General features: G+C 63.5%; 16 protein-coding genes. 7 read left to right on the forward strand and 9 right to left on the reverse strand.

Annotation, left to right across the window (positions count from 1 at the left end; genetic code table 11):
- Nucleotides 1-182: 182 nt before the first annotated feature.
- Both queC and K0F86_RS21410 read left to right on the forward strand, forming a co-directional pair.
- Complete coding sequence (gene queC, locus K0F86_RS21405; protein WP_219136198.1) at nucleotides 183-896, forward strand: 7-cyano-7-deazaguanine synthase QueC; 714 nt, start codon at nucleotides 183-185, stop codon at nucleotides 894-896.
- Nucleotides 897-975: 79 nt separating this feature from the next.
- On the forward strand, nucleotides 976-1,872 hold the full coding sequence (locus tag K0F86_RS21410; protein ID WP_219136199.1) for a sterol desaturase family protein: 897 nt from the start codon (nucleotides 976-978) through the stop codon (nucleotides 1,870-1,872).
- A gap of 3 nt (nucleotides 1,873-1,875) precedes the next feature.
- Here the strand turns inward: K0F86_RS21410 and K0F86_RS21415 are convergent, their stop codons facing one another.
- Complete coding sequence (locus K0F86_RS21415; protein ID WP_219136200.1) at nucleotides 1,876-2,610, reverse strand: AraC family transcriptional regulator; 735 nt, start codon at nucleotides 2,608-2,610, stop codon at nucleotides 1,876-1,878.
- Between the two features lie 172 nt (nucleotides 2,611-2,782).
- On the opposite strand from K0F86_RS21415, the gene K0F86_RS21420 reads away from it, so the two are divergent.
- On the forward strand, nucleotides 2,783-5,827 hold the full coding sequence (locus K0F86_RS21420; RefSeq protein ID WP_257572289.1) for a CHASE domain-containing protein: 3,045 nt from the start codon (nucleotides 2,783-2,785) through the stop codon (nucleotides 5,825-5,827).
- Here K0F86_RS21420 and K0F86_RS21425 read toward each other — a convergent pair whose 3' ends face one another.
- Both K0F86_RS21425 and K0F86_RS21430 read right to left on the reverse strand, forming a co-directional pair.
- Entirely contained in the window at nucleotides 5,828-6,202 is a 375-nt protein-coding gene (locus K0F86_RS21425) for a hypothetical protein (protein WP_219136201.1), read from the reverse strand. It abuts the gene before it with no gap.
- A 527-nt stretch (nucleotides 6,203-6,729) separates the two neighbouring features.
- Nucleotides 6,730-7,365: a PEP-CTERM sorting domain-containing protein gene (locus K0F86_RS21430; protein WP_219136202.1), complete on the reverse strand. Its 636-nt coding sequence runs from the start codon at nucleotides 7,363-7,365 to the stop codon at nucleotides 6,730-6,732.
- A gap of 367 nt (nucleotides 7,366-7,732) precedes the next feature.
- Between K0F86_RS21430 and K0F86_RS21435 the strand changes: the two genes are divergently transcribed.
- The gene (locus K0F86_RS21435) at nucleotides 7,733-8,242 is read left to right on the forward strand and encodes a hypothetical protein (protein WP_219136203.1); all 510 of its coding nucleotides are present in this window, start codon (nucleotides 7,733-7,735) and stop codon (nucleotides 8,240-8,242) included.
- Between the two features lie 38 nt (nucleotides 8,243-8,280).
- Here K0F86_RS21435 and K0F86_RS21440 read toward each other — a convergent pair whose 3' ends face one another.
- The 5 genes from K0F86_RS21440 to K0F86_RS21460 form a co-directional block, all read right to left on the reverse strand.
- Complete coding sequence (locus K0F86_RS21440; RefSeq protein ID WP_219136204.1) at nucleotides 8,281-11,457, reverse strand: efflux RND transporter permease subunit; 3,177 nt, start codon at nucleotides 11,455-11,457, stop codon at nucleotides 8,281-8,283.
- 25 nt (nucleotides 11,458-11,482) lie between these two features.
- Nucleotides 11,483-12,688 (reverse strand): efflux RND transporter periplasmic adaptor subunit, encoded by a 1,206-nt coding sequence (locus tag K0F86_RS21445; protein WP_219136205.1) that lies wholly within the window; start codon nucleotides 12,686-12,688, stop codon nucleotides 11,483-11,485.
- Nucleotides 12,689-12,701: 13 nt separating this feature from the next.
- A complete protein-coding gene (locus tag K0F86_RS21450) occupies nucleotides 12,702-13,940 on the reverse strand; it encodes a TolC family protein (RefSeq protein WP_219136206.1) in 1,239 nt (412 codons plus the stop codon).
- A gap of 91 nt (nucleotides 13,941-14,031) precedes the next feature.
- Nucleotides 14,032-14,400 (reverse strand): cation efflux protein, CzcI family, encoded by a 369-nt coding sequence (gene czcI / locus K0F86_RS21455; RefSeq protein ID WP_219136207.1) that lies wholly within the window; start codon nucleotides 14,398-14,400, stop codon nucleotides 14,032-14,034.
- A 42-nt stretch (nucleotides 14,401-14,442) separates the two neighbouring features.
- Entirely contained in the window at nucleotides 14,443-15,990 is a 1,548-nt protein-coding gene (locus tag K0F86_RS21460) for a C13 family peptidase (protein WP_219136208.1), read from the reverse strand.
- Between the two features lie 185 nt (nucleotides 15,991-16,175).
- On the opposite strand from K0F86_RS21460, the gene K0F86_RS21465 reads away from it, so the two are divergent.
- A complete protein-coding gene (locus K0F86_RS21465) occupies nucleotides 16,176-18,119 on the forward strand; it encodes a GAF domain-containing sensor histidine kinase (RefSeq protein ID WP_219136209.1) in 1,944 nt (647 codons plus the stop codon).
- Nucleotides 18,120-18,326: 207 nt separating this feature from the next.
- Here the strand turns inward: K0F86_RS21465 and K0F86_RS21470 are convergent, their stop codons facing one another.
- Nucleotides 18,327-19,838, reverse strand: coding sequence for a response regulator (locus tag K0F86_RS21470; RefSeq protein WP_219136210.1), 1,512 nt, complete (start codon nucleotides 19,836-19,838; stop codon nucleotides 18,327-18,329).
- A 434-nt stretch (nucleotides 19,839-20,272) separates the two neighbouring features.
- Between K0F86_RS21470 and K0F86_RS21475 the strand changes: the two genes are divergently transcribed.
- Together K0F86_RS21475 and K0F86_RS21480 are read left to right on the forward strand one after the other, a co-directional pair.
- A complete protein-coding gene (locus K0F86_RS21475; protein WP_219136211.1) occupies nucleotides 20,273-20,776 on the forward strand; it encodes a DUF3016 domain-containing protein in 504 nt (167 codons plus the stop codon).
- Nucleotides 20,777-20,917: 141 nt separating this feature from the next.
- The gene (locus K0F86_RS21480) at nucleotides 20,918-21,460 is read left to right on the forward strand and encodes a DUF3016 domain-containing protein (RefSeq protein ID WP_257572290.1); all 543 of its coding nucleotides are present in this window, start codon (nucleotides 20,918-20,920) and stop codon (nucleotides 21,458-21,460) included.
- Nucleotide 21,461 lies beyond the last annotated feature (1 nt).

The following is a 21,461-nucleotide window of genomic DNA, read 5'->3' on the forward strand; positions in this document are numbered from 1 at the left end:
CCTTGCCGGCAGCCGTATGCCGTATGGGTCGTGCAGAAAACATGGTGCTCCAGATGAGTAAATGCTGACTGCATGTTACCGGAATAGGTAAACTGATGGCGGACGAATAAGTATTTTTTGCGCGGGGAATCACGTTTCCCCGCGCACGATTGCAACAGAGTAAAACTGAAAAGAAAGAAATTATGCTAGCAACGGACTCCGCACTGGTGCTCTTTAGCGGTGGACAAGATTCCACCACCTGCCTGGCCTGGGCCTTGAAACACTATAGCCGCGTGGAAACCATCGGCTTTGACTATGGACAGCGCCATGCGATCGAGCTGACCGTGCGTCCCGGCGTGCTCGAACAGATGCGCCGGCAATCGCCCGAGTGGGACAGCCGCCTGGGCCAGGATCACATGATCGACCTGTCCCTGATTGCCGCCATTTCCGATACGGCCATGACGCAGAACGTCGAGATCGTCATGCAGGAAAACGGCTTGCCGAACACCTTTGTTCCTGGACGCAATTTGCTGTTCATGACGGTGGCCGCCACCGTGGCCTACCGCCGCGGCTTGACGGTGCTGGTGGGCGGCATGTGCGAAACGGATTTCTCCGGCTACCCGGATTGCCGCGACGATACGATGAAGGCCCTGCAAGTGGCGCTGAACCTGGGCATGAACACGCGTTTGAAACTGGAAACGCCGCTGATGTGGCTGGACAAGGCGCAAAGCTGGGATCTGGCGGAAGACCTGGGCGGCCAGCCGCTGGTCGACCTGATCCGCAGCGGCACGCACACCTGCTACCTGGGCGAGCGGGGACAATTGCACGACTGGGGCTATGGCTGCGGCACTTGCCCCGCCTGCGCCCTGCGCGCGAATGGCTACCAGCAATACGCGGCGAGGAAGGCCGCCAAGTAAGTAATTTTGCGCCGTTTCTTCAAGCGGCGCGGCAGGGGGACACGCCATGCTGTGGTTTTTGCCACAGGAGCGCCTTGTCATGAAATCCCTCTTTGCCGCGCTGTACGGCCCCGTCTTCTGGGCCGGCTTCATCGGCGCCGCCGCCTGCCTGATCGCGGTGTGCGACACCTCTCTCTGGGTCTTGCCGCCCTTGCTGCTGCTGGCCCTGCTCACGTCCTTTCTTGCCGAGCGTTATCTGCCGTACGACGATGCCTGGAACCATGCGCACGGCGACGGCTGGCGCGACGTGCTGCACGCGCTCGTCAACGAGGCGCTATACCTGCCGGGCCTGGCGGCGTTTCCCCTGCTGGCAGGACACCTGGCGCTGGGGCCGTTCTGGCCCGTCCAGCTGCCGTTCTGGCTGCAACTGTTGCTGGCCATCCTCATTGCCGACTGCGGCATTACCCTGGTGCATTACCTGAGCCACCGCTACTATTTTCTGTGGAAACTGCATGCCGTGCATCACAGCGTGCAGCGCCTGTATGGATTCAATGGCTGGATGAAGCATCCGCTGCATCTGCTGCTGGAAGCGGCGGGCGGCATGCTGCCCTTGCTGCTGCTGGGCATACCGGAGCGTGTCATGGCCGTGCTGGCGTTTGCCGTGGCGATCCAGCTGCTGCTGCAGCATGCGAATGTCGACATGCGCATGGGGCCGCTGCGCCACGTGTTTGCCTGGGCGCCCTTGCACCGTTTTCACCACATGAAATACGGCACGGCCGGCGACGTGAATTTCGGCCTGTTCTTTACTTGCTGGGACCGCTTGCTGGGCACCTGCTTCGACGCGCCGGACTATCGCATGCGGGGCGAAGACCTGGGCATCGGCAGCCGTCCCGATTATCCCGTGGCCTACCTGCCGCAATTGATCGAACCATTCCGCGCGGAAGAGGGCGTGCGCGCGCCCGAGCTGCCGGCCGGCTTGAAGCAGGCGCAGAAGTGACACTTAATCGAGCAGCTTGACCTTGAGCTGGCGCAAGCTGCGGTCGGCGCGCACGCCGAACAGGCTGCGCATGGTGCGCGAAAAATGCGCGGCATCGGCAAAGCCGGCGCCGTGGGCCGCGTCCGTCAGGGTGCTGCCGAGCAAGATGAAACGGATGGCCAGGCGCAGGCGGCGCCACAGCACCAGCCGGCGCACGGGCAGGCCCAGCTGGGCGCTGAACAGGCGTTCCAGCTGGCTCAGCGACAAATGCGCGGCCCCGGCCACGGCGGCCGCGCTGACCTTGCCCGACAGCAGCGCATCGACTTGCTCCAGCGCGCGCCGCAGGCGGGGATCGGGCAAGTGCTCGCGCGGCTGGGCCTGCAATGCGGCGGCGACATTGTCCAGCGTGGGCGCGCCAGCATGGGCGGCGGCCAGCAAGGCCGCGCCGCTCAGGCGCTGCGGTTCCGCATAGATGGTCAGCATGAAAGCTGGCGCGGCCACGATGGCGTGCGGGCGCAGGCTTTCGATCAGCAAGTGCCGCGCCGTGTGGACGATACCGTCGAGCTCTGCCGTGAAGGGCGCCCCGGTGCTCAGCATCAGCTGGTGCGCATAATGGGCGTGGCTGTCCGTGGCGCCAACTGCGCCATGCAGGATGGCAAAGTCCGGCGCCAGCCATAGTGTTCCCTGCCAGCTATCCTGCTGCAAACGCGACTCCTGCGTGATGGTTTCCAATGTATCGAATTTTCCCGAAGTACTCATTATTGCATTTGCGAAATTTGTGATTTTTTTAATACAATATTCAGCATTGCAAGGGCGCCCGCTGTAACGTACTATCATTCTCATCGACTACCGATGGTAATCGTGCAGCCCGCTGCCAGCCATGCTGCTGGCCGTGTAGCGGTTTGATGTCCGTTCTGCCTGTCAGCCTGTCATGCCTACACGCGCGTCTACGTCGTGGTTTGCTCGGTCAGTGTCGCACTGGGTGGGGCCGCGCGTGCTGGCTGCGCTGGTGCTGGCGCTGTGCCTGGGACTGACGTATGGCGCCTGGCGCAATGCCAGCGACGCCAGCGAACAGCAGGTGCAGGCCGATTTTGACTTCCGCGTGCGCGAACTGGTGGGCAACATCGTCGTCCGCATGCAGACCTACATCCAGGTGCTGCACGGCGTGCAGGGACTGTATGCCAGTTCGCAGGACGTCACGCGCAGCGAATTCCATGCCTATCTGGCGGTGCAGCAGGTGGACCGGCATTTTCCCGGCATCCACGGCATCGGCTACCTGCCGCTGTTGCCCGGTGCCGGGCTGGCGCGGCACGAAGCGAGCGTGCGCGCGGAGGGCTATCCCGGCTATGCCGTGCGTCCGCCGGGCCAGCGCGCCTGGCATGCGCCCATCACTTATCTGGAACCTTTAAGCGAAAGCAACCTGCTGGCGTTCGGCTATGACATCTGGTCGGAACCCGTGCGCCGCGCCGCGCTCGAACAGGCGCGCGACACGGGGCAAGCGGCCATGACGGGCAAGATCCACCTGGTGCAAGATGGCGGCAGTGACCAGGCGCATGGCTTCCTCGTCGTGCTGCCCGTGTATGAGAATGGCTCGCCGCATGCCAGCGTGGCGCAGCGCCGCGCCGCCTTGCGCGCCTGGGTGTTTGCGCCGTTCCGCATGGTTGACCTGATGGCGGGCGTGGGCGGCGAGGGGGCGCGCCAGCTGGACCTGGAAATCTATGATGGGGCACAACAGGCTGAGGCGGCCCTGATGTATGACAGCTTGCCGGAGCTGCTGGCGGCGGCCGGGTCGGACAGCCTGGTGTCGCAGCAGGCGGTCAGCATCGCCGGCCATGCCTGGACCTTGCGCGTGCGCGCCATGCCGGGCTTCGATGGCGAGCTGCTGGCGCGGCCCCGCCTGGTGGCCTGGACCGGCTTGCTGGCCAGCATCGTGCTGGCGCTGGCGGCCTGGCTGCTGGCGGCGGGCCGCGCCCGCGCCCAGGCGGCGCTGGCGCGTTCGAGCCAGTTGACGGACCAGCTGGAGCAGGGCCAGGCCAGCGTGCTGGCGATGGCCGAGGCGGCGCAGCGCAGCCAGGCCATGCTGCGCAGCATCCTCGATTCGACCATCGACGGTATTTTGGTCGACAACATCGAAGGCCGCATCTTCACCTCGAACCGGCGCTTCCGCGACCTGTGGCAAGTGCCCGACGCGCTCGACTGGCAAGCGGACGGCGCGGCACTGGTACGCCATGTGGAAAGCCAGCTGGAGCAAGCGGCGCCTTTCCTGGGAGCACGCGCCCACGCGCCGCATGGCCACCGCGAGCGGCGCGACGTGCTGCACCTGCGCGATGGACGGGTGGTCGAGCAATATGTGCGCAGCATGCAGTTGGGCAATGAACAGGCGCGCTTGTGGACCTTCCGCGACATCAGCGAGCGCAGCCAGATGGAACGGCGCGAGCACACGCGGCGGCAAGTGCTGGAAATGCTGGCCACGGGCGCGCCGCTGGAGCGGGTGCTGGAAAGCGTGGTGCTGAGCGTGCAAGCCGACCATCCCGCCATGCTGTGCAGCATCTTGTTGCTCGATGAAAACCGCCACCGTCTGGTGCTGGGGGCGGCGCCCAGCTTGCCCGCGTTTTTCAACGTGTCCAGCCATGGCCATGGCCTCGACACCCTGCAAGGCGTGCATGGCATCGCCGCGCAAGCGCTGCGCGACGGCCAGCGCGTGATCGTGGGCGACTTGCATGCCGCTGCCGATGTGCAAGAGACGATGGAACTGGCATGGCGAGCCCAGCTGCAATCGTGCTGGGCCGAGCCCGTGCGTGGCGGCTCGGGCAAACTGCTGGGTGTGCTGATGGCGTATCACCGCCAGCCTACCTTGCCGGGCGCGGCGCATCTGGCGCGGCTGAGCGAGGCGGCGCACCTGGCCGGCATGGCCATCGAACAGGCGCAGGTGGCGCTGGCCCTGCGCGCCGGCGAAGCGCGTTTCCGCAGTCTGTACGACCATGCGCCCGTGGCTCTGTGGGAACAGGACTGGTCGGCCGTGCGCGCCGCGCTCGTTGCGCTCGAACAAGCGGGCGTGCGCGACCTGGGCGCTCACTTCCAGGCCCATCCGGACGCGCTGCAGCGGCTGGCGGGGCTGGTGCGCATCATCGATGCGAACGGCGCCGCGCTGGCGCAGGTGCGCGCCAACGAGAGCGACCAGCGCCGCGGCGCGCTGGGCCTGGCGCAGAACTTCGATGCCAGCGCCTTGCCCCGTTTTGGCGATGCGCTGCTGGCGCTGGCTGGCGGTGCCCACCTGTACGAGTGCGAGAGCAGCTTCTTGCGTCTCGATGGCGCGGCGCGGCAAAATGAGCTGAGCTTGCTGGTGATGCCCGGCCATGCCGACAGCCTGGACTTCGTCATGGTGTCCTCGCTCGATATCACCGAGCGCAAGCGCATGAACGCGGAATTGCTGCAATTGGCGACCACCGATTTTTTGACGGGCTTGCCGAACCGGCGCCATTTCATGGCGGCACTGGAAAACGAGCATGCGCGGCTGCAGCGCGAACTGGCCAGCTGCGCCAGCGTGTTGATGCTCGATATCGATCACTTCAAGCGCGTCAACGACGAGTATGGCCACGCCGTGGGCGATACCGTGCTGCGCCACCTGGGCGCGCTGATGTGCCAGGCGCTGCGCAAGGTCGACGTACCGGGCCGCGTGGGCGGCGAAGAATTCGCCATCTTGCTACCGGGCACCGACCTGGCGGCGGCGGCCGTGTTTGCGGAGCGGTTGCGCCGGCGCGTGGCGGAAAGTTCGCTGACCACCGATGGCGGCATCCTGATCACCATCACGGTGAGCATCGGCATGGCCGCCATGGCCGGCACGGATGCCGATTGCGACGCCGTGCTGGCGCGCGCCGACGAGGCCCTGTACCGGGCCAAGCGGGGCGGGCGCAACCGCATCGAACAGAATGATGGCGGCAGCGACGGCGTGCTCAGCAAATTCATGGCGCAGTGATTACAGGCTGTGCTGATGCGCTTGTGCCTGCTTGTGCTTGCGGCTGACGATCAGCCAGACGATGGCCACGGGAATCAACAGGGGCAGCAACACGGGCGTGCTCAGCGCCAGCACCAGCACCACGCAGAGTGCCAGCACGGCGATCAGCACCACGCCCACTCCCGCCAGCACCACGCCCGTGACGACGGCGGCGCACACCAGCGCAATGGCGGCGACCAGCAAGCCGCCACCGGCAAACACCAGGCCGAACAGCCATTCCAGCGGACCGTCGACATCGTCGCCGTTGAACTGCATGTGCATGTCGCTGCCACCGACCTTGTCGAGCAACAGGCAGGCCAGCATGACGATGAGGATGAAGGTGAGCAGTTTTTTCATGGTAAGCCTCGGTGTGTGGGTGATGGGGTGTTGCATGCTCACACTGTAGGGGCGCGCCGGGCTGGCCGCCAGCGGCGTGCGACAGGCCGTCATTTTCACGGTATGGGAGGTCTGTACGGGCAGAAAATGCTGAATCTGGAACAAGATTTCTTTTCTTGTAATACGCGCAAGCCGTCCTATACTGAATACCTCAGTCTCGCAAGGAGGGCAACATGCTTTTGTTTGCAGATACCGGGGATCAATCGCTATCCCTTTCCCACCATCGAACCACGCGCCAGCGTAGCGCCCCGCAGTCCTGCGCCGAGCCCGTCGGCGCGCCATCGGCGATACCGCCGATCATCATCAATCCCTTTAATTACCATGCGCCACTGCCAGCCATCGACCCGCGCTGGGTGCCGCCCGGTCCGCCGCTGACCTGGCCCAGCCGGCCTGCCATGTCCATGTGCTGACGGCACCGGCGGACGGCAGTCGGCTGGTCTGGCCGTGAAAAAGCCCGCATCGCGGGCTTTTGCCAGTACTTGCCCGCGTCAGGAGGATTTGCGGCGCAGCATGAAACCCAGCAAGCCCAGGCCGGCCAGCAGCATGGCATAGGTTTCCGGTTCGGGAACGGCCGCGATGAAGGCGTGGTTGTCCGTCTCGAAGGCATTCTGCGTGGAGTTGAAGGCAACCGAGGTGATCTTGCTGCCAACGCCGGCGAAGGCATTCACGTACAGGCCCACGGACTGATTGCCGTTGGCGGCATCGCCGGCCAGCGTTGCCAGTTGCGTGCCCGTCAGCGTGGTCGAGCTGTGGTCGGCAAAGGTGTAGGTCACGCTGTTGTACGTGTCCGGCGAACCCATGTAGAAGCCGAAATAGCTCAAGCCGCCACTGAAGTTGGCGGTCACGGGCGAGTGCTGGTCGGAAGAAGTGCCTGCCGACAAATACTTGCTCATATCGCCAGGAGGCGTGGCATGGTTGCCGTTCGTGCCGGTGAACAGCGCGCCGTCGATGTAGTTGGCGGGCAGGATGCCGCTGTTGAAATCGATCGTGGTGGCGCCTGCAACGGATGTCACCAGCCCTTGGCCGGCCAGGGCCGTGCCGCCGGCCGTAAATGTGGGGACGGCGCTGGCGCTGCCTGCGGCGGCAGCGAGCGTCGCGCATGCCAGTGTGGACAAGATTTTCATGTTTATTCCCTCAAAGATTTATAGGTGTACGCAGCTGTTTTGATCAGGACAGGCAGAAGTGCTTGGCGTGGCGATGCAAGGCGGCGTGCGGGGATGAGGGACGTCGCAAGATGAAATAATTTCTTGAAGCCAAGCATTACTAAATGCAATATTTGAAATATAAAAAACATAATTCAGATTGCAAAATAATAATAGTCTTAGTTGAGCAATATCAAAGCTCGATTACTAGAATAAAGCTACTACATTGATAGCTTGTCTTATTGCCGAGATCGACTATGGCGGGCCGCGCCTTACCTTGCGGCAAGGCGGCACGGGTGGACGTTTTCGACTATCATGCTAGCCCCAACCCTCCACCACGAGCACCGCCATGAGTACCGATTTTCCCGACTTTTCCGACGAAGCAGCCGAGCAGGACAATGACGCCCCGATCCAGGAGCCGCGCCTGTGGGTAGGCAATGGCTGGACGGCGAGGGTGATCAAGAACGAGGAAGATGAAGGCTGGGCCGTCGCCATGATCAAGGATGGCGAACCGGAGCCGGCGCTGGTAGGCCCGTGGACCATGGGCCGCGACAAGAAAAATCCGAAACCGCTCGACGTCAACGCGTTCAACACGCTGGTGAAGACGGCGTCGGAAGTGCTGCGCCGCCACGAGCAGCAGTTGCATGCGCAATTGCACAAGAACCTGTTTGTCGCCACCGACGAGGGGCAAGTCAAGGTGATGTTCGACATCGTGCCCGACGAAGAGCACCCATACGCGGAACTGAGCGCCTACGACGCGGACGGCGAACAGATCGCCAAGGTGCGCACCTCGGCCGCCTTCAAGTTCAACGCCACGTCGGCCGCGAACTGGATCGAAGGCGGCTACCGCAAGCCGTAAGCTATATATATATTGCCGGCGCCGGTGTTGGTGTCGGATTACGCTCCTTCGGAGCTAATCCGACCTACCTCCTCTTCCTCTTCCTCCTCTTGCCGGCGGTATGCCAGCCGGTACAGCAGCGGCAGCACCAGCAGGGTCAGGGCCGTCGACGACAGGATGCCGCCGATCACCACGGTGGCCAGCGGACGCTGCACTTCGGCGCCCGTGCCCGTGGCAATCGCCATCGGCACGAAGCCCAGTGACGCCACCAGCGCCGTCATCAAGACGGGACGCAAACGCGTAATGGCCCCTTCGCATATCGCCTCCTGCAAGGGCATGCCCTGTTCGCGCAACTGGCGGATGTAGGCGATCATCACCAGGCCGTTCAGCACGGCCACGCCGGACAGGGCGATGAAGCCGACGGCCGCCGAGATCGACATGGGAATGTCGCGCAGCCACAGCGCGACGATACCGCCCGTCAAGGCGAACGGGATGCCGCTGAACACGAGCAAGCCATCTTTCACGTTGCCGAACATGGCGAACAGCAACACAAACACGAGGGCCAAGGCCACGGGCACCACCAGCTCCAGGCGTTTCGTGGCCGACTGCAATTGCTCGAACTGGCCGCCCCAGCTGGTCCAGTAGCCGGCGGGAATGGCCACTTGCGCTTGCAACTGCTGCGTGGCGTCGGCCACGAAGGAGCCGATATCGCGCCCGCGCACATTCGCGCTGACGACGATGCGGCGCTTGCCGTCTTCGCGGCTGATCTGGTTCGGCCCCGGCGCCACTTGCAGACTGGCCACTTCACCGAGCGGGATGAAGCGCGCACGGCCTTCCGCCGCCGCGCCCTGGGGCAGGGCGATGGGCAGGCGCTTTAATTGCTCCAGGTCGCTGCGCAGGCTGTCGGGCAGGCGCACGACGATGTCGAAGCGGCGGTCGCCCTGGAACAGGGTGCCCGCCTCTTGCCCGCCGATGGCCGTGGCGATCGCCGACTGCACGTCGGCAATGTTGAGGCCGTAGCGCGCCGTCTGCTCGCGGTCGATCTGCACCGTCAGCATGGGCAGGCCCGTGGTCTGCTCGACTTTTACCTCTGTCGCGCCCGGTATCTTGCCCAGCACGCCGGCGATCTTCGCCGCCGTGCTGTCGAGGACAAGCATGTCGTCGCCGAACAGTTTCACGGCCACGTCGCTGCGCACGCCGGAAATCAGTTCATTGAAACGCAGCTGGATCGGTTGCGAAAACTCGTAGTTGTTGCCCGGCAAGCTGGTGGCCGTCGCTTCGATTTCCGCCAGCAATTGCTCGCGCGATTTTGTCGGCTGCGGCCATTCGCTGCGGGGTTTCAGCATGATGTAGCCGTCGGAAATATTCGGCGGCATGGGGTCGGAGGCGATCTCGGCCGTTCCCGTGCGGGCGAACACGCGCGCGATTTCCTTGTGGTTTGCCATGAGCTTGCTTTCCAGTTGCTGCTGCATGGCCAGCGATTGGCTCAAGCTGGTGCCGGGGATGCGCAGGGCCTGGATGGCGATATCGCCCTCGTTCAGGCTGGGCACGAATTCGCTGCCCATGCGCGTGGCCAGCAAGCCCGACAGCACGACGGCTACCGCCGCGCCCGTCAGCACGACGGGCGTGTTGCGCATCACCTTGCCCAGCAGCGGCGCATACCAGCGCTTGGCGGCGCGCATGATGACGTTTTCTTTCTCCGCTACCTTGTCGCCGATAAACAGCGCCACGGCGGCGGGAATGAAAGTAATCGACAGCAGCATGGCACCGAGCAGGGCAATCACCACCGTCAGGGCCATCGGCGTAAACATGCGGCCTTCCACGCCCGTCAGCGCGAAGATGGGCAGGTACACCACCATGATGATCAGCTGGCCATACAGCAGGGGCCTGCGTGCTTCTTGCGATGCCGCAAACACTTCGTGAAAACGTTCCTGCAAGGTCAGGGGCCGTCCCAGTTTCTGCTGCGCATGGGCCAGGCGGCGCACGCAGTTTTCCACGATCACCACGGCGCCATCGATGATGATGCCGAAATCGAGCGCCCCCAGACTCATCAGGTTGGCACTCACATGGTATTGCACCATGCCCGTAAACGTGAACAGCATGGCCAGCGGAATCACCATGGCCGTGATGATGGCCGCGCGGATATTGCCGAGGAACAGGAACAGGATGGCGATCACCAATACCGCGCCTTCCAGCAGGTTTTTCTTCACCGTATTGATGGCCTTGTCGACGAGCACCGTGCGGTCATACACGGTGACGGCATGCACGCCTTTCGGCAGGCTGCGGTTGATTTCGATCATCTTTTTGTCGACGGCTTGCGACACGGCGCGGCTGTTCTGGCCGATCAGCATGAAGACGGTGCCGAGCACCACTTCGCGGCCGTTTTCCGTGGCCGCGCCCGTGCGCAGCTCACGCCCCAGCACCACGTCGGCCACGTCGCGAATGCGGATCGCCACGCCCTGCACATTGGCGACGACGATGTTGCCGATGTCGTCTTTCGATGCCACCTGGCCCGGCGCGCGGATCAGCAGTTGCTCGCCCTGCTTTTCGATGTAGCCGGCGCCCACGTTGCTGTTGTTGCGCTCCAGCGCCGTCACCACGTCCTGCAGGCTGATGCCGTAGGCGGCCAGTTTTTCCGGATACGGCGCCACCTGGTATTGCTTGGCGTAGCCGCCGATGGCATTGATTTCCGTGACGCCCGTGACATTGCGCAACTGCGGCTTGATGATCCAGTCCTGGATTTCGCGCAAGTCCGTCGGCGTGTACGGCGTGCCGTCCGGTTTCTTTGCGCCCTCCTGCGTTTCCACCGTCCACAGGTAGATTTCGCCGAGGCCCGTGGAGACGGGCCCCATCTTCGGCGTGATGCCGGCCGGCAAGCTTTCCTTGGCTTCCTGCAAGCGTTCGTTGATCATCTGGCGGGCAAAATAAATGTCCGTGCCATCCTTGAAGATCACGGTCACTTGCGACAGGCCATAGCGTGACAGCGAGCGCGTCTGCTCCAGGTTGGGCAAGCCGGCCATGGCCGTCTCGATGGGGAAGGTGACCCTCTGCTCGGTTTCCAGCGGCGAATAGCCGGCGGACTGGGTATTGATTTGCACCTGCACATTGGTGATGTCGGGCACGGCGTCGATGGGCAGCTTTTGATAGTTGTAGATGCCCAGGCCGGCCATGGCGGCCACGGCCAGCATCACCAGCCAGCGCTGCTCGATGGCGAAGCGGATCAAGCGTTCAAACATGATGGTTTCCTTTCGTTTGACGTGATCAATGTTCGTGGCCGGCGGAATCTTTGCCCAGCTCGGATTTCAGGACAAAACTGCCTTGCGCCGCGTACGGCGTGCCGGCGGCCAGGCCCTGCTTGATGTGCGTCAATGTGCCATCGCTGCGCCCCAGCACCACGGGCGTGGCCTGATAGCCATCCTTGACTTGCACGAAGACGACGGGCTTGTCTTCCACCGTCTGGATGGCCGTGCTCTGCACGGTGACGGGCGCGTCCGCTTCGCCGGACACCACTTCCACACTGACGAACAGGCCAGGGCGCCAGGCCATGTCGGGATTCTGCAAGCTGATGCGTGCCTTGGCCGTGCGCGTCTGCTCGCCCAGCAGCGCGCCCACGTAGGTGATCGTGCCTTGCGCGCTGGCGTCGAATGCGCTGGCTTTGACTTCCGCCTTGCCTCCCATGCGCACGGTGGCCAGGTCTTTCGCCGGCACGGCGATTTCCGCCCACACGGTCGACAGGTCGGAAATGACGAAGATGTTCGCGTCCTCCTTGACGGCTTCGCCCAGGGTGATGTGTTTTTCCAGCACCATGCCGTCGAACGGCGCGCGGATCTCATAGCGGTTCAGCGGACCCTTGGCAGCGCCACTGGCGCCCAGCGCGCTGAGCTTTTGCTGCGCGTTCTGCACGGCGATTTCCGCCTCGCGCCACGCTTGCTGCGCCTGCAGATAGTCTTGTTCCGCCGAAATTTTCTCGCGCCACAGTTTTTCTTCGCGCTCGTATGTGGAACGGGCCAAGGATAAGCGCCGCTGCGCCGACAGCAGCGCGCTGCGCTGCTCCGACAGCTCCGTGCTGGCGATGACGGCCAGCACTTGCCCCTTTTTCACCAGCTGGCCCAGGTCGGCCTGCACGGCTTCCACCACGCCGGCCAGGCGCGGCACGACGTGGGCAGTACGGTCTTCGTTAAAACGGATTTCGCCGGGCAGGGCGACGGTCGTCTTGATGCGGCCGGGCGCGGCCGTGGCGATGACGACGCTGGCCGCGCGGCTTTGTGCGGCGCTCAATTCCAGCTTGCCTTCCACTTCTTCGTGGCCGTGTTCGTCTTTCTTTTCAGCATGTGCTTCCTTCTTGACGGCGGCGGGCGGCGCAGTCTTGGACTTGCCCGTGCCGAGGATGAGGATGGCCAGCACGATGCCGGCGGCCGCGATGGAGACTATGGCGATCGCCTGTTTTTTGTTGAGTGTGATGTTCATTGTCGGGTCTTCCTTACAGGGGAGCGGGGGCGCCAAGCAGGCGCTCGATCTCGGCGGCGGCGTGCTGCGCTTCGGTCAGCGCGCGCAGGTATTGGTTTTTGGCTTGCAGCAAGGTGCGCTGGGCATCGAGCACGTCGAGAAAGGCGAACTTGCCGAACTCAAAGCCCTTGCTGGCCGCGTCGTAGGCGCTTTGAGCGCCAGGCAAGATGTCCTGGCGCAAGCTTTCCACGTCGAGACGGGCTGTGGCCAGCCGTTCGCTGGCGGCGGCGACCTTCGTCTGCACATCGATGCGGGCGGCGGCCAGCTCGTCGCTGGCCTTGTCGCTGCGGCGCAAGGCGTCGAGCTTGTTGCCCGCGTTGCGGTCGAACAAAGGCAGCGGCAGGGCCAGGCCGATGATGGCCTGGTTGCGGCCCAGTTCTTCCGAGCGCTTCATGCCGATGCTCACAGTCACGTCGGGCGTGGCGCGCCGCTGTTCCACGTCCAGCATGGCTTGGCGCTGCGCCAGCGCGCTGTGCGCCTGGCGCACGCTGGGCGCCTGGGCCAGGCGCGCCGCCAGTTCGCTGGCGGGGGGCAGCTCGGGCAGGGTTTCCAGGCGTCCTACGGCTTGGGTAAAACGGGGCGTGGCATTGCCCCACAGGGCGGCCAGGCGCTTGCGCGCGCTGGCCAGGGTGCTGCGGGCCAGGTTCAGCTCCAGCCGCACGCTCGCTTCGGCGACCCTGGCGCGGGTTTCCTCGACGGGGGAGGCCTTGCCGGCCGTGACGCGGCGCGCCGTGATGTCGCTGGCGCGCGCGGCCAAGGCTTGCGCGCTGTCGGCCAGGCGCAAGCCTTCCTGCGCCGCCAGCACGTCGACAAAGGCGGTGCTCACTAGTGCGCGCGTGTCGGCTTGCTGCAGCGACAGGCCCGCGTGCGCCAGGTCCTCGCCGCGCCGGGCGACGGCCGTGCGCGCCCCCCGCTTGCCGCCCAGTTCTATGAGCTGGTTCAGCTGCACGGTGGTGCTGCGCGTGGCGCGCCGCGTGTCTTCCAGCACGGTTTGCAGTTCCGGGTTGGGCAGGGCGCGCGCCTGCTGCAGGGCGCCTCCTTGCGCCGCCAGTTCATGGCGGGCGGCGGACAGGGTGGCGTTGCCGCCTTCGGCCAGCAGCAGCGCGGCGGGCAGGGTCAGGGGCGCGGCGGGTTCCACGCTAGATTGCGCGTGGGTAAAGTTACCAGCCAGCAGGCCAGCGGAGAGACATAACAGATAGATGGAACGGTGCATCGAATTCTCCAGGGTACGGAAAAAGAATTCGACGGGACGCGCAGGCTTGCGCCTGGCTCATTGCGATCAGTGAAAGAAACGTCCCGTCGGCCTAGATGGCCGACGACCAGTCAGGGCGCTTGGGAGCGTCCGGGATGTGGGAAGCGTAAAAGAAGGGGGCAGTGTCCGCGTTGACGGACGCCATGTCGCCGATGGGCAGGCTGGAGCCGGCCGGCAGCCACGCATGGCCGATGCCGTGGCAGACGTTGCAATCGCTGTGCGGCTGGCCTTTGGATTGCTTGTCAGCTAGCTTTTTATCGGCCACGGGTTGCTTGTCCGCATCGGCCTTGTGCTGGTGGCTGTGGTGGCCCAGGTGCTGCGCCGCCTTGCCTTCCTCGTGCAGGCAATACGCGCTCGCCGCGGCCCAGGACATCTGGAGCGGAAGCACGAACAGCAGCAAAATGAGGAAGAATCGTCGCATGGTGACGGCTATTGTACAGAAAGGCGGGCGGCCGTGCCCGGCTTAGCGCGGCTGGGCGCGCCACGCCTTCAGCTGCGCGGCAATCGCCTTGCCCTGGAATAGCTGCGGCTCGGAATGCTCTTCCGCTTCCATGCCGCCTTCGCGGAAATCGGCCGCCTCGCGCGCCTGCACCAGCACCTTGGCTTGCTCGAAGGCTTCGGCAAAGCCGGCGCTCTTGGGCAAGGCTTCCTTGAAATACGCTTCGCTGAAGTACGTAAAATCGTTCTGGTCGTCGCAGCCGAACGAGGTGCGGTCGCTGCGCGCGGCCGTGATGATGAGGGTGTTGTCATCTTTTAATGGCGCAATGAAGCCGCCCGCATAGCAGGCCGAGATCACGATGACTTTCCAGCGGATGCCGCTGTGCTTGAGCATAGACGCCAGCTCTTGCGCGGGCAGGCTGTGCAAATCCATGCCGTTCTGCGCCAGCGCCAGTGCATGCTCGGGCGAGCCGTGGCTGGTGAGGAATAAAAACAAGATGTCGTTGGCCTTGTCCATCTTCGCGCCCAGGGCGTCGAGGCTGGCGGCGATGCTGGTGCGCGTGGCCATCGGCTGCTGCGCCACCGTGTTGCGGCTATTGACCAGCATCAGGGAGCGCCCCACGGTGCCGTAATCGCGGTCGAACTGGTGCTGCACGAAGGCCGTTTCGCGGTGAAACACTTCCTGCGCGCCATCGCCGGCCACGCCCAGCAGGTAGAGATTGATTTTTTTCGCCGCATCGCGCGGCGCGATGCGCCCCAGGGCGCCGTCGAGCAGGGTGCGCTGGTTATACAGGGCCAGCTCGATATTGTCGCGCGTGAGCTTGTCGGCCGCCGGGTCGTCCAGCTGGCCTTCCGTCCAGTTGCCGCTGTCTTCGCGCCGGCCGTCCGCCTGCGCCACGGCGTAGCGCAGCACGCCCTTGCCGTCGAACTGGCCATTCTTGAAGCCGCCCCGGTATTCGTCGCCGTCGGCCGTGCGCAGCACGCCTTCGCCTTCGAATTTCCAGTCTTTCAGCTCGCCTTCGTAGTGGATGCCGTCGCTGGTGCTGACCTTCGCCTTGCCCTGCACTTGGCCCTGGACGAAGTCGCCTTCGAAGACGGTGCCGTCCGTATCGGTCAACTTGCCGGCGCCGTGCGGGCGCCAGTGCTTGAAATGGCCTTCGAAGGTGGCGCCATCGGCGCCCTGGAAGCGGCCTTGCCCCTCGAAGCTGCCCTTGACGAAGCTGCCCGCATAGATCTCGCCCTTGGGCGAGGTGTAGCGGCCGATACCATCGAAGGCGCCCTGGCGGAAGGCGCCCGTGTACTCGACGCCGGACGCCTGGCGCAGCGTGCCCTGGCCGGAAAACACGCCGCGCGCGAAGCCCCCTTCGTAAAACGCGCCGCTCGCGTACTCGAGCCGGCCCTGGCCATGCATCTTGCCCGCGACGAGGGGGCCGAAATAGCGTCCGCCATCGGCCGTTTCCGCCGCCGGCGCCTTGGCGGGCGCGGCGCACAGCGGCGGCATGCCCAGCGCGGCAAAGACCAGCAGGCCGGCGAGGGTATAGGGGCGAAGCGAGGCGCGTAGCGTGGCGGTCATGAGGACGGTCTGGTCTGTAGGAAGGGGCCTAGTCTGCCACTGTATCGCCAAGGTGGCAAATGCCGGCGTGGCGTGTGTTGCGCTGCCTCAAGGCAAGATTGTGCGTTTTATGCCGTGCCAAGGCTGGACTGAACTGATAATATTGATTTTCAGAACATATACTTACACAAGGCACACAGTTACCCATGGAAAGCCGTCTCAGCCGTCTGGAAGCCGTTCAAACCGTGTTGCTGGAAATCGGGCAGCGTTCGAGCACCTGCAGCGATATCAGCGAATTCCTGCAGGCGGTGCATGCGGCGCTGGGCCGCATCATGTATGCGGCGAACTTTTATGTGGCCCTGAGCGACCGCGATGACGGCCTCGTGCGCTTTCCCTATTTTGTCGATGAATTCGACGCCGCGCCCGACCCGGACGAGGGCGTGCGCCTGGCCAGCGCCGCGCAGTCGCCCACGGCGTGGGTCATCGTCAACCGCAAGCAGCTGGTGATGACGGCCGACGACGACGCCATGCGTGCCATCGGTGGCGGCGCCTGGGGCGGCGGCACGGCGGCCGAGCACTGGATCGGCTGCCCGCTGCTGGACCAGCAGCAGCAGGTGCTGGGCGCCATCGTCATCCAGAGCTATGACGCGCAGCACCGCTTCAGCCTGGAAGACCAGGCCCTGTTCGCGCTGATCGCCACGCACGTGTCGAGCGCCCTGCAAGGCATGCAAAGCATGGACCGGCTGGAAAAGGCGGTGCAGGAGCGCACGGCCCTGCTGGCGCACGAGGTGGCCGAGCGGCGGCGCGCGGAAAACCTGCAGCATGCGCTGTATGAAATCGCCAACCTGTCGGCGCAGGCGGCCGACGCGACGACCCTGTATGCGCGGTTGCACGCCATCATCAGCGAGCTGGTGACGGCGAAGAATTTCCTCATCGCCCTGTACCATCCCGACAACAAGGACATCACGATCCCGTATTTTGTCGATGAAAAGGATGCGCAGGCGCCCGTGAAACGCTTTCATTACGGCATCGGCATGAGTTCGTACGTGCTGGCGCGCCGGCAAGCGTGTTTGCTCAATGCCAGCAGCTATGCGGCGCTGGTGGCCAGCGGCGAGATGGACGAGCCGCTGGGCAATGTCGGCATCGCCAGCTGGATGGGCGCGCCCATGCTGCTGGGCGAGCGCAAATATGGCGTGATCATCGTGCAAAGCTACGACGAATCCGTCGTGTATGGGCAGGCGGAACTGGACGTGCTGGCCTTCATGGCCAGCCATGTGGCCGTGGCGATGGCCCGCATCCAGGCCGACAGCGCCATGCGCCGCGCCAAGGAAGCGCTGGAAGAGCAGAATGCGGCCCTGAACAGCGCCCTGAGCGCCTTGCAGGAAGCGCAGTCGGAACTGGTGCGCCAGGAAAAGCTGGCGTCCCTGGGCCGGCTGGTGGCGGGCGTGGCGCATGAAATCAATACGCCGCTGGGCATATGCGTGACGGCCACCAGCCACCTGGTGCAGGAATTGAAACTCACGCGCGAAGACCTGGACGGCGGCCAGCTCGATGAAGACGGCTTGCGACAATTCTTCGACATCATCGACCAGACCTTGCGCATCATGACGACGAATACGCAGCGCGCCGCAGCGCTGGTGCGCAGCTTCAAGCAGGTGGCCGTCGACCAGTCCTCGGACGAACTGCGCAGCTTTAATTTGCGCAAATATCTCGATGAAGTCCTGCTGTCCCTGCAACCCAAGCTGAAGGGCAAGCCGATCAAGGTGGAGATCGATTGTCCACCCGAAGTGCAGCTGCGCAGCTATCCGGGCGCCGTCTCGCAGATCGTCACGAACATGGTGGTCAATTCACTGGTGCACGGCTTTGTCGAAGGCGAGCCGGGCAAGATCAAAATCAGCGTGCGGACGGCCGGCGAGATGCTGGAACTCGACTACAGCGACGATGGCATGGGCATGGACAGCGCCACCCTGGGCCAGCTGTTCGACCCCTTTTTCACGACCAAGCGCGGTTCCGGCGGCAGCGGCCTGGGTGCGCATATTCTGTACAACCTGGTGACGGGGCCGCTGGGAGGCGCGGTGAAGGTGGTCAGCGCGCCGGGGATGGGATTGCATTACAAGATACGCTTCCCGCTGGAGCCGAAGAGTGCTTGAAATTTGAAGCTTGAAAATGGCGGGCCGGAGACGCGGGCCTGAGAAAATGCCGATGGCGGCGTTGCAGCTCCTTGCCGTACATGCGTACTGTCTGCGTCGCTGCGCCTTGCCCTCGACATTTTTCAGGCCCGCTTGGCCCGGAGTGCCCGTGTTGGGGGCGTGGGCCGAAGCGTGTTTTGCTGGCGTGCGTATCGCTCGTGGGGCCTGCTAGTCTGGGAAACGCTGATTCAACGCCAGTGCTGCATCCAGATTCGCAATCAGCAATTCCACATACTGCGGGTCGAGGTGGCTGCCGCTCACTTCGCGCAAATAGCTGACCACGCGCTCCAGGGGCCAGGCGTCCTTGTAGCAGCGCTTGTGCATGAGGGCGTCGAAGACGTCGGCGACGGCGGCGATGCGCGCGTATTTGTGGATGTTTTCACCTACCAGGCCTTGCGGGTAGCCGCTGCCGTCGTATTTTTCATGGTGCTGGTGGGCGATCACGGCGGCCGCCTTCAAGAGCGGGCGCTGCGAGCCGTCGAGGATGGACATGCCCACCGTCGGATGCTGCTTCATGATTTCCCACTCGGCCGCGTCGAGCTTGCCGGGTTTCAGCAGCACCGCGTCGGGCGTGGAAATCTTGCCGATGTCATGCATGGGCGCCGCGTGGCGCAGCACCATGGTTTCCTCTTCCGACATGCCGGACGCTTGCGCCAGCAGCTGGCACACTTCGGCCATGCGGCGCACGTGGTTGCCCCCTTCGTGCGAGCGCGATTCGACCACGTCGCCCAGGCGCAGGATCAGTTCGGCCTGGGTATCGGTGATTTCCTGCGTCAGCAGGATGTTGTCGAAGGCAATCGCCACGCCCGAGCAGAACACTTCCAGCAATTGCGCGTCGAGGTCGGAAATTTCTTCCACGCCCTTCAAGACCAGCAGGGATGCCTTGCCGCTGCTGTTGGGGAAATAGCCGACATAGGTGTCGCCGTGCAGGCGCGAAATTTTATTACTCTTGGCGTCGTCCAGCTGCGACAGCAGGGAGGGGCTGAGGATGCCGCCATCGGCTTCATGGTCGCCGATCTGCGCGAGAACTTCATAATCCTGCTCACCCGTGATGGCGCTGGCGCCGCGCAGGCGCAGCAGCATGCTCGTTTCCAGGCGCAGCAGGGCGACGACTTGCTGCAGCAGGCCGCTGGCGAAGTCGCGCAGGTTGCGCTGCTTGAAGATATGCGCCGAGGCGGCGATGACTCTTTCCAGGCCTTCGCGGTAATGCAGCTGGGCCTGGCGCGCCTCTTCCACCTTCATGATGTCGCGGTAGGCGCGCAGGGCGGCAAAGGTGGTGGTGAACAGCTTGGTGCGGTCCAGTTCCGTCTTTTCCTTGTAGTCGTTGATGTCGTAGTTGACGATCACCCGTTCTTCCGGCGCCTGTCCTGGCTGCCCGGTGCGCAGCACGATGCGCGTAAACTGGTTGCCCAGGTCTTCGCGCATCCAGCGCGCCACTTCCAGGCCGCTGTCTTCGCGTTCCATCACCACGTCCAGGAAGACCAGCGCGATGCCGTCTTCGCGCGCCAGCACCTGCTTGGCTTCGGCGCCGCTGTACGCGTGCACGAAGCTCAGGGCACGGCCCTCCAGGCGGAAACGGCTCAGCGTCAGTTTGGTGATGTCGTGGATGTCGGGTTCATCATCGACGAGCAGGACTTTCCAGGGGGGTAACTTGGGCGATGCTGAAGACAAAAATGACATAAGGGCGAGTTCCGCTAAAAGGCATAACTGACGCAATGTTGAGACGCCTGCGCCAGGAATTCCTGTGCGCCATTACCGGCGTTGCGCATTTTTCGGGCGCATTTTGTCGATTGTAGACTGACAGCTAAATATTAACAATATGCAAGAAAAATTGACTAAAAACATGCAACATCCATGCTAAAAAAACACTTTAAATCAAGGCTGCCGACACTATCTATGCTTTATCGCTTAGGCAACTATATTTTCAAGACAATACTTTGTTTTAATTAATATTGCCAATGAATCTGCAAAAAAAGTCGGCGTCTTGCCTTTCTGGCGGAAAATCAGAAAAGTAACAAGGTATGAATTGCGCGTCAGAATGGGCTGCGGCGCGCTATATTGAATAGGTATAAGAAGTGGCACCATGCCACGCACATTTCCTGAAAGGGTACATCATGCAAAAGCAAACGACGCGCGCCCTGGTTGCCGGCCTGGCCTTGCTGGCCAGCAGCGCGGCCTGGGCAGGAACGGAAGTGCAGTTCAGCAAACCGGATCAATACACGGATGTCCCGTTCAACCCGCAGGAACGCGATGACGTGTTGAAGGAACTGAGCCGGCATTTCGAGAAACTGGGCGCATCGCTGCCGCCCGGGCAGACCTTGAAAATCGACGTCACGGATGTGGACCTGGCGGGACGTGAAAATCCGTCCCTGCGTGCGGGGCAGGATATCCGCGTCATGAATGGCCGGGTCGACTGGCCGCGCATGCGCCTGCACTATGTGCTGGAGCAGGATGGCAAGGTCATTCGCAGTGGCGATGCCGCCCTGTCCGACATGTCGTACCTGAGCCGCATCAATCATTATTTCAGCAATGAAAAGCTGCGCTATGAAAAGTTGATGATCGATGACTGGTATGCCGATACTTTTGGCGTCAAGGTGAAACGCCAGGCGCGCAAGTAAGGGGCGCAGCCCGTCAGGCGACTGCCGCTGCGCGTGCCGCCGCGCGAAACGTATTGCGCTACGGAAATTTTCACTTCAGGCTATAGTCAAACGTGATCAGGCAGTTGCTGCCTGGCCGTGACTTTTCTGAAAGGAATGCACATGCGTATTTCCAAGATGGCGAAAACATGGCTGGCCGCATTGGCGCTGGCCGCCGGCAGCAGCGCCTGGGCGGGCGTGCAAGTGACGTTCGACAAACCCGATGACTATTCCGATGTTCCGTTCAGCTCGCGCGACCGGGAACAGGTGCTGGCGGGCCTGGCGAATCACTTCAGCTGGCTGGGCAAGAGCTTGCCGCACGGCCAGGACCTCAGGATCGAGATCACCGATGTCGACCTGGCAGGACGCGAAGACCCGGCACGGCGCGGCGCCTTCGATGTGCGCGTGATGACGGGCCGTGCTGACTGGCCCCGTCTGCGCTTGCGCTATACGCTCGAGCAGCATGGCAAGGTCATTGCCAGCGGCAACGCTTATCTGTCCGACATGTCCTATTTGCAGCATATCAATCGTTATTCCAGCAACGATGCCTTGCGCTATGAAAAGCGCATGATCGACGACTGGTTCAAGAATACCTTCGGCGTCAAGCCCCAGGGCCGCAGCAGTCCCGTCATGAGCTTGCAGCCGCGCGAAGTGCAGCGCCGGTAAT

This window comes from Janthinobacterium sp. UMAB-60 (genome assembly GCF_900095235.1).
Taxonomy (GTDB): Bacteria; Pseudomonadota; Gammaproteobacteria; order Burkholderiales; family Burkholderiaceae_D; genus Janthinobacterium.

Excerpts from the sequence above, each read along its gene's own strand:
- queC (WP_219136198.1), top strand. The coding sequence starts at position 183 with ATGCTAGCAACGGACTCCGCACTGGTGCTCTTTAGCGGTGGACAAGAT.
- K0F86_RS21410 (WP_219136199.1), top strand. The coding sequence starts at position 976 with ATGAAATCCCTCTTTGCCGCGCTGTACGGCCCCGTCTTCTGGGCCGGC.
- K0F86_RS21415 (WP_219136200.1), bottom strand. The coding sequence starts at position 2,610 with ATGAGTACTTCGGGAAAATTCGATACATTGGAAACCATCACGCAGGAG.
- K0F86_RS21420 (WP_257572289.1), top strand. The coding sequence starts at position 2,783 with ATGCCTACACGCGCGTCTACGTCGTGGTTTGCTCGGTCAGTGTCGCAC.
- K0F86_RS21425 (WP_219136201.1), bottom strand. The coding sequence starts at position 6,202 with ATGAAAAAACTGCTCACCTTCATCCTCATCGTCATGCTGGCCTGCCTG.
- K0F86_RS21430 (WP_219136202.1), bottom strand. The coding sequence starts at position 7,365 with ATGAAAATCTTGTCCACACTGGCATGCGCGACGCTCGCTGCCGCCGCA.
- K0F86_RS21435 (WP_219136203.1), top strand. The coding sequence starts at position 7,733 with ATGAGTACCGATTTTCCCGACTTTTCCGACGAAGCAGCCGAGCAGGAC.
- K0F86_RS21440 (WP_219136204.1), bottom strand. The coding sequence starts at position 11,457 with ATGTTTGAACGCTTGATCCGCTTCGCCATCGAGCAGCGCTGGCTGGTG.
- K0F86_RS21445 (WP_219136205.1), bottom strand. The coding sequence starts at position 12,688 with ATGAACATCACACTCAACAAAAAACAGGCGATCGCCATAGTCTCCATC.
- K0F86_RS21450 (WP_219136206.1), bottom strand. The coding sequence starts at position 13,940 with ATGCACCGTTCCATCTATCTGTTATGTCTCTCCGCTGGCCTGCTGGCT.
- czcI (WP_219136207.1), bottom strand. The coding sequence starts at position 14,400 with ATGCGACGATTCTTCCTCATTTTGCTGCTGTTCGTGCTTCCGCTCCAG.
- K0F86_RS21460 (WP_219136208.1), bottom strand. The coding sequence starts at position 15,990 with ATGACCGCCACGCTACGCGCCTCGCTTCGCCCCTATACCCTCGCCGGC.
- K0F86_RS21465 (WP_219136209.1), top strand. The coding sequence starts at position 16,176 with ATGGAAAGCCGTCTCAGCCGTCTGGAAGCCGTTCAAACCGTGTTGCTG.
- K0F86_RS21470 (WP_219136210.1), bottom strand. The coding sequence starts at position 19,838 with ATGTCATTTTTGTCTTCAGCATCGCCCAAGTTACCCCCCTGGAAAGTC.
- K0F86_RS21475 (WP_219136211.1), top strand. The coding sequence starts at position 20,273 with ATGCAAAAGCAAACGACGCGCGCCCTGGTTGCCGGCCTGGCCTTGCTG.
- K0F86_RS21480 (WP_257572290.1), top strand. The coding sequence starts at position 20,918 with ATGCGTATTTCCAAGATGGCGAAAACATGGCTGGCCGCATTGGCGCTG.